The sequence below is a fragment of the Lysinibacillus sp. CTST325 genome (genome assembly GCF_054665055.1).
On sequence record NZ_BAAFHO010000001.1, the window covers coordinates 68,926 to 83,080 of the forward strand.

Consider the following 14,155-nt stretch of genomic DNA (forward strand, 5'->3'; position numbering starts at 1 on the left):
ATAAAAATAAGGCACTTCTTGTTCGATTTTGAACAGGGAGTGCCTTATTTCTGTCTCTATTCCTTATTCATTTTCGTTTAGTAGTTTTAATATCCGTTTCAAATTGACAGCTAATATCGTTATAGCACCTTGAATTTCCATGCCAAATAGACCCGCAGTCGATGCCGTATCGTACCCGTGTCCATTTTTCAATTCACTATTCTTCGCTTCTACTTTGTAGCGTTTTGCGGCTAATTGCCTAAATGCTTTCGTATTTTGACATACCTCCTGTTCGGCATGTATATCCGACTTAATTGTGGCAGAATATGTTTTATTTTTTGCGCCTTCTCTATTTGGCGAAGTATATTATCTTTTGGCACAACAATATCGTAGATCGCCAAATATGGACTTAAATTATGGGTTTCTTGATTTAAAATCATCAGGGGCACCACCTGCACATTAATTCTTTTATTATAATGGAAAGCGTGACTAAAATAATAGTGTGACACAGTGCGTTGTTTGGAGAAGCATCGCTCGACTCCTGCGGGAAAGCGAGACAGACGAGACCCCGCACGAAGCGAAGCGTAGGAGGAGGCTCGGCGCTCGCCCGCGGAAAGCGAGCGGAATGCTTCGGAAAACAACAGTAGAGTTACCGTCCCAAATGAAAAAAGCGAGAAATCAACATTTCTAAAATTGATTTCTCGCGCCATTAAGGTTTTGACCAGTTATGTACCAGCCTCTTTTATATCTTTCAGTTTGCTTAATCTATCTGTCTATGTTACTTTTTTGCAGCCTGCAAGCGTAGCCGTGCTGCTCGTTTTTTTGTTTCCTTAAATAATTCATCGAGCTGACGATAACAGGCATATTGGCCAGGTTTTGCTTTTATAAAGGTTAATCGTTCGACACCGTTAATAGGCAACACTTCATCCCCTGCTTCTTGCACTAAGCGCTCAAACAATAAAATGGCCATTTCCATTAATCCTTTTGTTTCACCATTCCTTGCATCATGAGCAGCATGAATTTTACCTTCTAGTTCCGCCCACTCTGCAAACCAAGCATCTATTTTTTCCTTTTCAATTGCCTTTACGTTCACGCTTCCTTCACCAGCCCTTTTTTTAAACGCTTTTGCCCTTCTCTACAATCATCAAGTAAAGGGCAAGTGTGACAGTTAGGATTTTGAGCTTTACAATGATAACGACCGAAGAAAATTAGTTGATGATGTGTTTTCGACCACTTGTCCATCGGTGTTTTTTTCATAATTGTTTCTTCGACTTCAAGCACTGAATCCTTCCAGCGACATAGCCCTAATCGTTTAGAGACGCGCTCTACATGTGTATCCACTGCAAGTGCAGGAATTTCAAAAGCTACAGACAACACAACATTAGCCGTCTTACGACCAACACCAGGCAATGTGACTAGTGCTTCTCGGCTTGCAGGTATTTCTCCCTCGTATTCCTCTAATAGCCTTTGACATAATGCTTGAATATTCTTTGCCTTATTTCGATACAAGCCAATGGAGCGAATGTCCTGTTGCAACTCTTCTAAGGATACAGCTAAGTAATCTTCCGGCTTTTTATATTTTTGAAACAATGTTTTCGTTACTTTGTTTACAAGTACATCCGTACACTGTGCCGATAATAACGTGGCAATAGTTAGTTCAAACGGATTGTCATGTACTAACTCACAATGTGCATCAGGAAACATACGATCCATTTCCGCTAGACAATGCTCCCATTGTTTTTTTGTTAACATGTTGGAAGCCCCCTATTCTCTTTCTTCTAACCAATTATAAAATGGTACTTTATTTGTCGACTGCGTTTCTTGCTGCACTGTTCGGACTGGCGGTCGGTTAAATGTTTGTTTTTCCCGGAACTGCTCGCTTTGCTTCTGTGCAGCCTGTGGTGTCGAAATATTTTTCTTTTTCCACTCCAGTAATATTCGATCTATATAACGAATACTTAGCTTGCCAGCAAACACAGCCTCCTTAAGCGCCTCCTTAATAAGCGCCGGACTGTGCTTATCCTCATCTAACCAATATCCGATTTTTTCTAGCTCTAAAGGAGATAAAAGACGCCCCATTTCCTCTTCAAATAACCGGAATATTTCTCCCTCTTCTTGTCGAAGCGATGCTGCTGATTTTTGATGTTCCTTCATTTCAATCATCTGCATAATCCGCTCCCAAATTGGGTATACCGAATATTTTTCATATAGTTTGCCATTTGCATCGACGTCGCTTGTTATTTCAAGGAAGCCTTTTTGCATTAATCGCTGTAGACGTGAAGTAATGTCATTGCCAGGCATTGTAAGACGATTCATCAGGTCATTAGGCGTAGGAAAATCATTTCCCTCCATATGGAACGCAAGTAAATGCATAACAATAAGTGCCTCATCATCCTCAATATTTAACTCCTTATAAAACTGAAAAAAAAGCTGAGGAATTTGAATCATTCTCTGCTCAGTCCATGTACGGAGTCGATTGTTATTTGTGCTCATATTATACTTGACTCCTTTTTCCATCGTAAGTAGAAAAGCCGCGTAGACACATCACTACGCGACTTTTTTAATTTTAACTGCTTTAACGGGCAGCAAAACCTAAAACCAAACTAGTTGTTGCTTATGGATATAAGCGGTTTAGTAAACGTGGGAATGGAATTGTTTCACGAATGTGCTCCGTGCCAGAAATCCATGCCACTGTACGTTCCAATCCAAGACCGAAGCCTGAATGTGGTACAGAACCTTGTTTACGTAGCTCTAAATACCATGCATAAGCATCTAAAGATAATTGATGTTCTTCAAGACGAGATTTTAATAAATCATAGTCGTGAATACGCTCAGAACCACCAATTATTTCACCATAACCTTCTGGTGCAATTAAATCTGCACATAATACTACATCATCACGGTCAGGATGTGGTTGCATGTAGAATGGCTTAATGCCTACTGGGTAACAAGTGATGAATACAGGTTTGTCAAATGAATTAGCAATTGCTGTTTCATGTGGTGCACCGAAATCATCGCCCCATTCAATATCGTCAAATCCTTGTTCATGTAATAATTTAATGGCATCGTCGTAAGAAATACGAGGGAACGGTGCTTTAATATTTTCAAGTGTTGAAGTATCACGACCAAGTCGCTCTAATTCTAATTTGCAGTTTGCCAGAACTGATTGCACAATATGCGCTACGTACTGTTCTTGCACTTCTAGGTTTTCTTCAAATTCCACAAATGCCATTTCCGGTTCAATCATCCAAAACTCGATTAAGTGACGGCGTGTTTTAGATTTTTCTGCACGGAACGTCGGACCGAATGAAAATACTCTACCTAATGCCATTGCTGCCGCTTCCATATAAAGTTGACCAGATTGAGAAAGATATGCATCCTCATCGAAATATTTTGTATGGAATAGCTCAGAAGTACCTTCTGGAGCTGACCCAGTTAAAATCGGTGGGTCCATTTTTGTAAAGCCATTGTTGTTGAAAAACTCGTAAGTTGCACGAATAATTTCGTTACGAATTTTCATGATCGCATGTTGCTTACGAGAACGTAGCCATAAGTGACGGTTATCCATTAAAAACTCTGGACCATGTTCTTTTGGCGTAATAGGAAAATCAGTTGCAGCATGTAGTACTTCAATACTAGTTACAGCAATTTCACAGCCAAAGCTTGAACGCTCATCTGCTTTAACCTCTCCCGTAATGTACATTGAAGTTTCTTGGGACAAACCTTTTGCAATGGCGAAAATTTCTTCACCTACTTCTTCTTTTACAACTACGCCCTGAACAAAACCAGAACCATCACGTAATTGTAAGAAGGCAATTTTCCCACTTGATCGTTTGTTCGCTAACCAAGCTCCTAGCTTGACGGTTTCACCGATATGCTTTGGCATATCTTGAATCATAATTTTTTTCATAGAAATCCTCCAAAGTTGGTTAAAAGGATTAGTCTTGCCATTTTGATTTTACAAATGTATCAATTCGACGGACTGCCTCTTCTAATAAGTCTAAAGATGTAGCATAAGATAATCGCATTGTAGTTGGTGCACCAAAGCCAGAACCTGGAATCACTGCTACGTTTGCTTCTGTTAAAATATCCGAAGCGAATGCATCTACTGAATCATAGCCAGTATGAGCCATAGCTTCTGCTACATCTGGTAATAAATAGAATGCACCCTGAGGTTTTAAAACGTTGAAGCCAGGAATTGCACTTAACTGTGGATAAATTTTTTCAAGACGAGATTCGAATGCTTGACGCATTTCTTCTACAGCGTCTTGTGGTCCATTATACGCTTCCACTGTTGCATATTGTGCAGTTGTTGTTGCGTTTGAAGTAGAATGTGATGCAAGATCGGTCATTGATTTAATAATGTCCACATCCCCTGCAGCATACCCGATACGCCAGCCTGTCATAGAGTGAGATTTTGCAACACCATTTACAACGATTGTACGTGCTTTCACTGCATCAGATAGCTGTGCAATTGAAAAATGCTCAATACCATTGTATACAAGCTTCTCATAAATTTCATCTGACACGATTAAAATATCTTTTTCTTCTGCAACAGCAGCAATTTCAGCAATCTCTTCACGAGAATAAATCATACCTGATGGGTTGCTAGGAGAGTTAATAATAACTGCTTTTGTTTTATCTGTCACAGCAGCTCTTAATTGATCCGCAGTAATTTTATAGCCTTGCTCACTTGTGCCTTCCACATAAACAGGTACACCGCCCGCTAATTTTACTTGCTCAGGATAAGATACCCAATAAGGAATTGGAATAATAACTTCATCGCCCTCGTTTAAAATAACTTGGAATAACGTATAAAGAATATGTTTTGCTCCAACACCTACAATTACTTCATTCGGCTTGTATGTAAGATTGTTGTCGCGTTGAAGTTTATCGATAATCGCTTTCTTAAGTACTGGAAGGCCGCCAGCAGGTGTATATTTTGTTAAACCTTTTTCCATCGAGTCAATGGCAGCATTTAAAATATTTTGTGGCGTGTTGAAGTCTGGCTCACCAGCACCTAGACCAATAACATCAATACCTTGCTCTTTTAATTCCTTTGCTTTGGCAGTAATTGCTAAAGTTGAAGAAGGTGTTAAAGTTTTTACACGGTTTGCTAATAAATTTTTCATACGGGATCTACTCCTCTTATAAATTCGTAATGCGCTTCCACCAGTCGCCGTCCTTAAACATAATATAGACATAGTTGAGCTTATCGTGATCGTTTAGGTATGTAATTTCCCAAACAGCACCAGGCTCCTCATAGCCTAATTTGGTATTAAGGACTTTTTGTACATTGCCTTCTTTTTTTAAAACCGATAATGCCTGCTTTTCCGTAATACCATCTTTTATAAGTACTTCCTTAATTGAATCAGCTTTTAGATTCGTCGGAACAAAGACAGCTTTTTTATCACCATTTTCATCTACCCCGAACACAGTGACATACGAATTTTTGCCATTATATGGGTAAGACTCCGAGACAATTGCGAGGGCTTTGGCATCGAGTGCCAACTGTTCAGCCTTCTCTTCAATTGAACGGAATGGAGCCTCGGCTTTCCAGAGTACTAAAATACTAATGACAAGTGACAATGAAACCATAAAGACAGAAATGAAAATCAACCAGTTTTTCATATATTCACCTTATGTTTCACATCTAGCGTATTCTTTAACATAGACGCCTGATGCTTTTGCATGTCTATAACTGCGTATACATTCATTTTGCTTTCCATTTTTGTCAACCTGCTTTCTTTCCTCATACCACAACATTATACAACAATTTTGTGCTGTCGTGTTTCTTAATTTCATATATTGTACGTTGATAGAATAACGTTTTCAAATGATTCGAGTAGTAATTTTTTTCTTTCTAGTGCAACCCTTAAAAATGATAACACTTTCAATTTAAAAAATCCTATTCACAATTGTAAATAGGAAGTAAAACTTGTCGCTAAATAACTATGTTAATCCACAAATAACATAGTTCGGACGACCGTCATTTATAGCGCTGTACAAGCTTTGATCTCCCTGCTTATATAAAGATTTTTTTGTAATTGACACAAACGTGCATGCCCACACCTTCTGACGTCAACGTCTCTTCTGGCAGTAATAATCGACAAACCCATACTTTGCTTTGAATATCGAACTCCTGCAGATTATTAAGTGTAGATATTTTTTAATAAGTACAATTATCTCCATTATTGTCCTAGTTGCCTATTGTTTTTACCCATATGATGAGGTAATGAGCAATTTTAAGAATTGAAAAGGGACGTGATGTTTTGACTAAAGAAGTTAACCCTACAGATCCAGCGACAATACCAAAATTTGTGGATGAGCTGCCAAAACCGGTTACCGCTAAACCTAAATATTATAAAGGCCAACAGAGAAAAAATTATTATGAACTTAAAATGATGCAAGCAGAGCATTCTTTCCATAAAGATTTTCCAAAATCAATCATATGGGGCTATAACGGGCTTTATCCCGGACCGACAATTGAGGCTACAAAAGACAAAAGCATTTATGTTAGATATAAAAATCAATTGCCCTTAAATCACTTTTTACCCGTTGATTTTTCACTTCATGCGGCAAACGATTCAAAGGAAGTAAGAACTGTTACACATTTACATGGCGCAAATGTAGATTGGGAGAGTGACGGCCATCCCGATGCATGGTATACAAGAGATTATGCGCAAACAGGTCCAAAGTTCAATAAAGAAATACATGAATATACTAATCATCAACCCGGCACAACACTGTGGTATCATGATCATGCAATGGCGCTAACTCGTTTAAATGTGTACGCGGGATTAGCCGGTTTTTATTTACTTCGAGATTCGCTTGAGGAGCGTTCTAACCTACCTTGTGGTGACTATGAGTATCCCATCTTAATACAAGATAAATCGTTTAATGAAGACGGCTCACTTTTCTATCCTGATGAACCACCATTCCCAGTTCCCGTTCATCCATCTATTACACCTGGCTTTGTTGGTAATACCATCGTTGTAAACGGGAAGGTCTGGCCATATTTAAATGTCGAACCTCGTAAATATAGATTTCGTTTTCTCAATGGCTCCAATAGAAGAGGTTATGTCATTAGCCTTTCAAACGGTGAGCCTATGATACAAATCGGAACAGACGGAGGCTTTTTAACAGCCCCTCAAGAAATTCAATCTGTAGAATTATTGCCGGCAGAACGAACAGATGTTATTGTCGATTTTTCATCATATGAAGGTCAGGAAATAACGTTAGTCAATTCTGATGAAGATTTCATTGATGAACATACACGTGTAATCATGCAGTTTAACGTGTGTCTTCCTCTACAGTGTGAGGATACTAGTGAAATACCAGAAAGACTCGCAGTATCAATGGATTTACATTCGCACGATGCACATATCGAGAGACACTTACCATTAACTGCTACGACAGATGATTTTGGTCGACCAATGTTATTATTAAATAATCGTATGTATCATGATCCTACTACCGAAAAGCCTGCACTTGATAGTATAGAGATTTGGAATTTTATAAATGCCACGCAGTTTGATCATCCTATTCATCTACATTTAATTCAATTTAAAATTCTAGAACGACGCCCTTTCGATATGGAGCTATATCAAAATGAAGGTAGACTGGAATTTACAGGTCCCCCTGAAAAACCACATAACTATGAGCAAGGTTGGAAGGATACTGTAAAAGCGGAAGCAGGAAAGATTACGAAAATTATTATGCATTGGAAAGATCATGTCGGCCATTATATGTGGCATTGTCATTTCCTAGAGCATGAAGATCATGACATGATGCGACCAATACTCGTCATGAAGGATGTTCACCCCGTGCAAGAGCTACATGCTGAAATCCAGCACCACGAAATTGAGCATTCGCCAAAACAGTATCATGACGACTCTACTATTGTTATGGGCAATAATGAGCATACTGTACCACTCTTGAACACTACTCCACATATCACGCCAACTGAAGAAATAGTAGTATACTCTCAAGCTTCTTTGCAAACAACGCATTTAGAAGACGAAATAGAATATACTCCGCAAACTATCCCTCTCTTAACTAGTACTCAAAACATTACTCACTCAACTGAAACAGCTTATTTAGAAGATAATGTGGAATATAATCAGCTATCTTCACCACTTTTGAACAATACTCAAAATATCACTTTTTCAAAAGTAGAACTGCCGGAACAGCAAATTGTTCGTTCTACTATTGAAAGCACCCCTCAACCAATCTTTCCGTCTACTGAGCTTCAATCTCGACAAAGAATACCTGCGAGGCGTCGAAGAAGATGGTACTAATGTTACAAATATAAATGGCTGGGACAAAACTGGTCATACTCTTAAAAAGCGCGAGAAATCAATTTTAGGAACATTGATTTCTCGCGCTTTTCTGATGTGAAGAAATTCTTTTTTTGAAAATATACTTATGTACCTGCCTCTCTATGATTTTAATTCTTTTTAAATAGACTATAAAGAATAGGTACGATAAATAATGTTAAAAAAGTAGAAGTAGATAGCCCGCCTATAACTACAACAGATAGAGACTTTGATATCATCCCCGTTTCATTCGAAATAGCCATCGGGATTAATGCACCCATTGTTGCAATTGCAGTCATCAAAATTGGGCGAATACGTACGACCCCAGCTTCAATTAAAGCTTGTTGCTTGGTCATTCCAAATCTTTCAAATTGCTTCACCTTATCAACTAGAACGATAGCATTCGTTACGACAATTCCATTTAGCATGAGTAAACCGATCATTGCTGGCATACCGATTGGTTCCTTTATAATATAAAGTCCAATTAATGCACCAATAATAGAAAATGGAACAGCGAACATAATAACAAATGGTGCCTTTCCTTCTTTGAAGGTAAAAACCATAACCAAATAAACTAAGATAACACTAATTGCTATGGCCATCGACAAATCTGTGAAACCATCATCCATCGATGCAGATACACCTTCCTTATAATAACTAATACTTTCAGGAAGCCGTAAGTTATTAATTACTTTATCTGCTTGAGCAGTTACATCTCCCACTTTTTCATTAGTAATTGTTCCATACACCATGATATATTCATTGCCATTTAGATGCGTAATTGAAGTTACATTATTAACCCTCTTAAGCTCTCCTAATTCATGCAGAAAGACTGGCATTCCCATTACATTACGAATTTGAAGCTGTCCTAAATCTTCAAGAGATGTAACTTCATCCATTTTCAACCCTAGGTTCACTTCTCTCGTTTCCTCTTCAACTCTCATGGTCGTTACTACATCCCCATTAATGAGTGTTCGAAGGCTTTGTGCAACTATAGCGTGCGTTATTCCTTTTTCAGCAAGTTTTTTATCATCCAAATCGAAAACGATTTCAGGTACTTCTCCTTCTAAAGATGTTGTCACATCCTCCATTCCTTGTACTTCTTTTAAAGCCGTTGTAATCTGCTCACTTGCTTTTTTAATATCCTCAAAATCCGCTCCATTTACAACTAGTGTGTATCTGCTTTCTTCCCCTCCGATAATTCCACCAATACCTGCGACTGTCATTTCCTCTGGTTCAGTGATCGTTGTTAATTGTAGGCGAACGTCATTTACATAGTCGGTCAAATTTCCAACAGAATCATTGACAACGAATGAAATCGTCGCACTTCCAGATTGTCCGTCAATATTAGAATTTATAAGGTTGATGTCCGTTCGATCTAATAATATATTTTCTACTCTACTTACGACATCAGCTGTTTTCATTGGAGCAGTTCCTTTTGCCATTGTGATGTCTATCTTGAAATCATTCACTTTCTCTTGTGGCAAGAAGGTTGTCCCTAGCCTCGGTGCAATAATGAAAATGGAACCTATCAAAATTAATAATGCTACGGTTAAAGTAATTAAACGATTATGTAAAACCCAAGTCAAACAGTTGCGATACCAAGTTTGAAGTCTATTTTCACGTGATTCTTTAGATGTAATTTTTAATAAAAAGATTTTGGACAATATAGGAACAATAGTTACAGCAACAATTAATGAAATCAACAATGAAATAACAATAGTCCATGCAAGTGGCTTAAAAAAACCTCCTACAATTCCTGGCACAAAGGCAAGTGGTAAGAAAACAGCAACAGTTGTGATCGTTGAGGAAGTAATCGCAGATGCTACTTCACTTGTAGCTTGCTCTATTAATTCTACATTTCTTTCTTTTGAAGCTCTTACTCTTCTAAATATATTTTCAATGACGACAATTGAATCATCTACAACTCGTCCAACTGCTACAGCAATACCAGCAAGTGTCATAATATTTAATGTATATCCCAATGCTTTCAACAACATAAAAGATGCAAAAATTGAAACCGGGATGGAGATGACGGCAATAATAGTCGAACGAATATTTTTTAAAAATAATAAGGTGATGATGATTGTCATTAATGCCCCTAAAAATACTTCACGTAGCATAGAATGGACCGATTGATTAATTTCGATGGATTGATCACGTAAGATTTCGACTTTAAAATCTTTCAGAATAGCTAAATTATTTATTTCTTTTTTCACTTGATCAACGATTGCTACTGTATTAGCACCACCTTCAGGAATTATGCTGAAACTTACGCCCTGTTTTCCATTAATGCGTGTCATATTGTTTGTGTAATCACTTTCATATGAAATTTCAGCTATTTCGCCTAAATTCGTGGTAGTAATATTTTGCGAATTTACTTCTTTAGTAAAAAGCTTTATGTCTTTAATGTCCTCAATAGATTTTAGCTCGCTATTTATTCGCACTGGCAATACTTCATTTGAAATGGAGATGTCTCCAGTCGGCATCGAAAGATTATTTGACAAAATAGCTTCTCGAACATCGTTTAAAGTAATTCCACTTGCCATTAATTGATGTGGCAAGAGTCGAATAATAACAAACTTTTCCGCTGTTCCACTGATTTCTATATCACTTATACCTTCTATTACAGAAATTTGTGGAATTATAGTATTCTTTACAAAGGTTTCAACTTCATCATTTTTTTCTGTAGCATATATACCCATTGAGAAAATTATTGGGTTTCCTCCAGGTTTAGTTACTTCATACCTCGGTTCCCCTGCAAATTGAGGCAACTGTAATTTATCTACACTTCTCCTTACGAGCTGCTCTGCTTCCTTCATATTCATTGTCATTTCAAATTCAATAGTTGAATATATGGCATTGGCTACACCGTTTGTATAAACATTTTTTCTCCCTTCTAGCTTCATAAATTCCCTTTCCATTTGCTCCCCCATATCATTCATTGCTTGTTCGGGTGAAGCTCCTTGATAAGGAATAACTACTGTTAAATATGGAATATCAATATTCGGGTACTTCTCACTATGTAATGTTTGTAATGAATAAATTCCGCCTACAATAATTAGAGGTATTACTAATATCATTGTTAAAGCATTTTTCATACAAAAGCGGATGAATCGTTTCATATTGCACCTCCTCAAACTATCCCAGTCCTTTTATTCCTACTCAATTTGTATAACAGGTAACAATAAATCTAGTTGAGTAAAATCATTACCTCGATACCACTCAAGAATGGAGCGGGTCGGTACCCATTTATGTTGAAGCGCGTATTGAAGTAATTTTATGTATCCGTCCTTGATCGTTGACATTTGTTCTTTAAATGGTAATGCCAAACAAATACAAGAAGGCATATGTTCAATAAAATCACTGTCAGCTATATCATTCATGTTTGTATTTGCTGGAACACCAAAGCCGATTTGAGCTTTGATTACATCTTGGCCAGATAAATAATTTAAATAATAACTTTTAATGCTAATATTTAATTGTTTTAATTCATTTGCTCTTTTTTCAAAGTGCGCTCCAAATTTACCCGTTGTGGATTGAGCTGTATACCAAATAATTTTTTCATCATTTTTATCAATTAAATAGATATCATCTCGAATGGAATTACTCTCCAAGTAACGTAAGCTAATATCCAACAAATCTCGTTTTTGTTTCATATTTTGAATCCACGTTTTCATCATTTCCTGGCGAGTCATTTCATCCTGCTCGTGTAAATAATTTTGAATTTCATGAATAGATACATCTGCTAATCGCAAAGTGGATATTAACTTTACAGTTGCAATTTGACTATCCGCATAAACTCGATAGCCATTAGAACTTCTTTCCTCCGGTAACAGTAAATTTTTGGTTTCATAAAATCGTAATGTACTTTTGGCTATACCTGTTCTTTCAGAGAATTCTTGAATTGTCATATACTTTTTCAAATCATCACACCTCTCTTAACTCCAATGTAAACCTTCAACTAACTTGAAGGTCAAGATATATTTCTAAATTTAGGTTACAATCCTTTATTACCCATAAAAAAGCCCTCCTAACATATTAAGTAGCTTGGCATTTGTTGAAACAATGTACTTTATATATGATCAAATAGAATTTTTCTCACTAACGATTCAACTTTTTAGAACCTTTGCATTCCCCTAAAAGTATATATTGAACTAGCATATACTAACTTAAGCATCTAAAAAGGGGGGTATTGATTTGTGCGCTAGGCGAAGTGACACACTTAATAAGAAAATGCAGATAAAACGTCAAACACAACATGTCCATAAATGTATAAAGTGTTCTAAATACCCTTGCATTTGCTGTGACAAGTTTTTCGTTTTAAATCTCGCTGGATTGAAGGATAATCTAAATTATGAATTATTAAGATATAAGGGACAGAAAGCTGAAATTGAAACCGTTTTTGGTACGATGGAGCGCGGAGTACTTTGCAATTTCGGCATTGATTTTATAGATATAAAAGAACAAGACGGTGCAATTGTTACAATCCTCAAAGACAAAATCAGCAAAATTTATTTATTCGCGGATAAAAATAATGACACTTTTTGTTGAGTCCGTTCCAAACTGTCTAAATTATTAGGCAGTTTTTATTATGTACGTCGTTCCAATTATCCTTTCTAAGTAATAGTCCATAATCGACTGTCATGAATAAAATATGTTAGTGGATTGCTTAGGAGGGATTAACCTAATGAAAATTAGACCACGATTTGTCTTATTTTTCTTTGTATTATTATTACTTGTAATATGTGTTCAATATATTAAGGGGCACTCATCTGTTGTCATGGAATACCCCGCTCCTAATAGCCAACTGGAAACAGTTCCTACAGAGATTAACATCACTTTTAAGGAGAAAATCAAACGAGCACAAGCCTCCCTTGAGGTAGTCGATAATAAGGGGCAAACGGTGACTAGTAATAAGGCTCAAATAAGTGACGATCAACAAAAAATCCGGCTAGAATTGCCTACTTTGCCGGATGGAATGTACTATGTTCACTATTACGTTGTCTTATTTAATGACGGACATTCTGTAAAAGGTTCTTATCGGTTTCAAATAGACAGTACTTTATTATTTAAGCAAATTGGAAATAATAATTTATGCATACCAATCTCATACCAGCAAGAAACTCTACAACTTTATGACCTAAAAGAAAAAGAATGGTTTATTTATTTAATGAAGGTCATTTATTATGCAGGCTTATCTTTAATCGTTGGTTGGGTTTTTTGGTGGAGGATTGTTCAAGGGTACTCAACTGAATTGAAGAAAAAATATATATCTTATGGGATCATTATTCAAATACTTCATCTAATTGGGCTTTTTTTAATGATTATAATGCAATTAAACATTACTACGATTTTCAACAACTCTGGTAATTCGTTGATTAATTCTACGTTCGATTTGATGTGGTATGTATCACTTGTCATATCACTCATTGGCTTTGTCTGTCTATTTCGCAAAAAATGGTTCGATCTAATCTGGATGTTTTTAATTTTAGCCTTAAATGGGTATTCATTTGCATTTGAAACACCTAGTCTTTTGATCATTAGTCATAGCGCCTTTCTCTTCGCATTTTCTATTTGGGCAGGACGGCTACTGTTTATACTCAGCTTTTGGCGTAAGCATCAATTATTTATCCATTCATTTTCATCTTCATTTTCCAAATACTCATTTTGGTGTATTATCGTATTATTAATTACTGGTTTCTTTGAGGCGATTGTTTATTTATCAAATACATTAGAATCATTAAACAATTGGCTATTTTATTTACTGTGTAAACTACTTGCTGTTATTGTGATAATTGCGACAGAAAAAGTCATTCGCTCCAAACTCTAACTACACTTGACCGTCCTTTTTATTT

The 14,155-nt window shown here is 36.7% G+C and carries 11 protein-coding genes and 1 pseudogene; 3 read left to right on the plus strand and 9 right to left on the minus strand.

The window, feature by feature from the left end:
* Positions 1-63: 63 nt before the first annotated feature.
* The 7 genes and pseudogenes from ACYQ73_RS00350 to ACYQ73_RS00380 form a co-directional block, all read right to left on the minus strand.
* A pseudogene (locus ACYQ73_RS00350) lies at positions 64-330 on the minus strand (transposase); the annotation flags it as partial.
* A gap of 427 nt (positions 331-757) precedes the next feature.
* A complete protein-coding gene (locus ACYQ73_RS00355; RefSeq protein ID WP_460010629.1) occupies positions 758-1,072 on the minus strand; it encodes a YpoC family protein in 315 nt (104 codons plus the stop codon).
* Complete coding sequence (gene nth / locus ACYQ73_RS00360) at positions 1,069-1,731, minus strand: endonuclease III (protein WP_049666611.1); 663 nt, start codon at positions 1,729-1,731, stop codon at positions 1,069-1,071. The genes ACYQ73_RS00355 and nth overlap by 4 nt, the downstream gene beginning before the upstream one ends.
* A gap of 12 nt (positions 1,732-1,743) precedes the next feature.
* Positions 1,744-2,472 (minus strand): DnaD domain-containing protein, encoded by a 729-nt coding sequence (locus tag ACYQ73_RS00365; RefSeq protein WP_460010630.1) that lies wholly within the window; start codon positions 2,470-2,472, stop codon positions 1,744-1,746.
* 121 nt (positions 2,473-2,593) lie between these two features.
* Positions 2,594-3,889: an asparagine--tRNA ligase gene (asnS, locus tag ACYQ73_RS00370; protein ID WP_460010631.1), complete on the minus strand. Its 1,296-nt coding sequence runs from the start codon at positions 3,887-3,889 to the stop codon at positions 2,594-2,596.
* Between the two features lie 28 nt (positions 3,890-3,917).
* Positions 3,918-5,111, minus strand: coding sequence for a pyridoxal phosphate-dependent aminotransferase (locus ACYQ73_RS00375; RefSeq protein WP_460010632.1), 1,194 nt, complete (start codon positions 5,109-5,111; stop codon positions 3,918-3,920).
* Between the two features lie 16 nt (positions 5,112-5,127).
* Positions 5,128-5,610: a cell wall elongation regulator TseB-like domain-containing protein gene (locus ACYQ73_RS00380; protein ID WP_460010633.1), complete on the minus strand. Its 483-nt coding sequence runs from the start codon at positions 5,608-5,610 to the stop codon at positions 5,128-5,130.
* A 641-nt stretch (positions 5,611-6,251) separates the two neighbouring features.
* On the opposite strand from ACYQ73_RS00380, the gene ACYQ73_RS00385 reads away from it, so the two are divergent.
* The gene (locus ACYQ73_RS00385) at positions 6,252-8,279 is read left to right on the plus strand and encodes a multicopper oxidase family protein (RefSeq protein WP_460010634.1); all 2,028 of its coding nucleotides are present in this window, start codon (positions 6,252-6,254) and stop codon (positions 8,277-8,279) included.
* Between the two features lie 149 nt (positions 8,280-8,428).
* On the opposite strand, the gene ACYQ73_RS00390 is transcribed toward ACYQ73_RS00385, so the two are convergent.
* Positions 8,429-11,422, minus strand: a complete 2,994-nt coding sequence (locus ACYQ73_RS00390; RefSeq protein ID WP_460010635.1) for an efflux RND transporter permease subunit — start codon at positions 11,420-11,422, stop codon at positions 8,429-8,431.
* 36 nt (positions 11,423-11,458) lie between these two features.
* Entirely contained in the window at positions 11,459-12,223 is a 765-nt protein-coding gene (locus ACYQ73_RS00395; RefSeq protein ID WP_460010636.1) for a MerR family transcriptional regulator, read from the minus strand.
* 412 nt (positions 12,224-12,635) lie between these two features.
* Between ACYQ73_RS00395 and ACYQ73_RS00400 the strand changes: the two genes are divergently transcribed.
* Together ACYQ73_RS00400 and ACYQ73_RS00405 are read left to right on the plus strand one after the other, a co-directional pair.
* Positions 12,636-12,851: a hypothetical protein gene (locus tag ACYQ73_RS00400; RefSeq protein WP_460010637.1), complete on the plus strand. Its 216-nt coding sequence runs from the start codon at positions 12,636-12,638 to the stop codon at positions 12,849-12,851.
* A gap of 136 nt (positions 12,852-12,987) precedes the next feature.
* Positions 12,988-14,130, plus strand: a complete 1,143-nt coding sequence (locus ACYQ73_RS00405) for a copper resistance CopC family protein (RefSeq protein WP_460010638.1) — start codon at positions 12,988-12,990, stop codon at positions 14,128-14,130.
* Positions 14,131-14,155: the final 25 nt, after the last annotated feature.